General features: G+C 49.6%; 8 tRNA genes. All 8 read right to left on the bottom strand.

Going from position 1 to position 857, the window contains the following annotated elements:
- The 8 genes from ACH0B5_RS17625 to ACH0B5_RS17590 all read right to left on the bottom strand — a co-directional run bounded on the left by ACH0B5_RS17625 (nt 1) and on the right by ACH0B5_RS17590 (nt 737).
- A tRNA-His gene (locus ACH0B5_RS17625) sits at nt 1-76 on the bottom strand.
- 44 nt (nt 77-120) lie between these two features.
- Nucleotides 121-196 (bottom strand) — tRNA-His (locus ACH0B5_RS17620).
- Between the two features lie 28 nt (nt 197-224).
- A tRNA-Trp gene (locus ACH0B5_RS17615) sits at nt 225-298 on the bottom strand.
- 12 nt (nt 299-310) lie between these two features.
- A tRNA-Tyr gene (locus tag ACH0B5_RS17610) sits at nt 311-394 on the bottom strand.
- A 7-nt stretch (nt 395-401) separates the two neighbouring features.
- Nucleotides 402-477: transfer RNA gene (locus tag ACH0B5_RS17605), tRNA-Thr, on the bottom strand.
- Between the two features lie 12 nt (nt 478-489).
- Nucleotides 490-565: transfer RNA gene (locus tag ACH0B5_RS17600), tRNA-Phe, on the bottom strand.
- 16 nt (nt 566-581) lie between these two features.
- Nucleotides 582-657 (bottom strand) — tRNA-Asp (locus tag ACH0B5_RS17595).
- A 3-nt stretch (nt 658-660) separates the two neighbouring features.
- Nucleotides 661-737: transfer RNA gene (locus ACH0B5_RS17590), tRNA-Met, on the bottom strand.
- Nucleotides 738-857 lie beyond the last annotated feature (120 nt).

The following is an 857-nucleotide window of genomic DNA, read 5'->3' as shown; positions in this document are numbered from 1 at the left end:
TGGGGCGACTGATGGGAATCGAACCCACGAATGCCGGAACCACAATCCGGTGCGTTAACCACTTCGCCACAATCGCCATAATTATATTTATGTTCAATTTCTTTATTTTAAAACTTAGAATGGGGCGACTGATGGGAATCGAACCCACGAATGCCGGAACCACAATCCGGTGCGTTAACCACTTCGCCACAATCGCCGTAATAACTAGTTTTAAATTAAAAAATTGGCAGGGGCAGTAGGAATCGAACCCACACCAAAGGTTTTGGAGACCTCTATTCTACCGTTGAACTATGCCCCTATTTTTTTGAAATGGTGGAGGGGGACGGATTCGAACCGCCGAACCCGAAGGAGCGGATTTACAGTCCGCCGCGTTTAGCCACTTCGCTACCCCTCCATGGGAATGGTGCCGGCGAAAGGACTTGAACCCTCAACCTACTGATTACAAGTCAGTTGCTCTACCAATTGAGCTACACCGGCAACATATCTACATGGTGGGTCAGGACGGAATCGAACCGCCGACACTTAGAGCTTCAATCTAATGCTCTACCAACTGAGCTACTGACCCATGTTTTTATTTAAAATGGCGGTCCCGACCGGGATCGAACCGGCGATCTCCTGCGTGACAGGCAGGCATGTTAACCGCTACACCACGGGACCATTTGGTTGCGGGGACAGGATTTGAACCTGTGACCTTCGGGTTATGAGCCCGACGAGCTACCGAACTGCTCCACCCCGCGATAATATTATTATTTTGTTACTTTCATTATACCATAAATTAAATATGGTGGAGGATGACGGGCTCGAACCGCCGACCCCCTGCTTGTAAGGCAGGTGCTCTCCCAGCTGAGCTAATCCTC

The sequence above is a fragment of the Ureibacillus sp. 179-F W5.1 NHS genome (assembly GCF_045369345.1).
Taxonomy (GTDB): Bacteria; Bacillota; Bacilli; order Bacillales_A; family Planococcaceae; genus Ureibacillus; species Ureibacillus halotolerans.
Note: the sequence above shows the minus strand (reverse complement) of the source record. Positions and strands in the feature narration are given on the sequence as shown.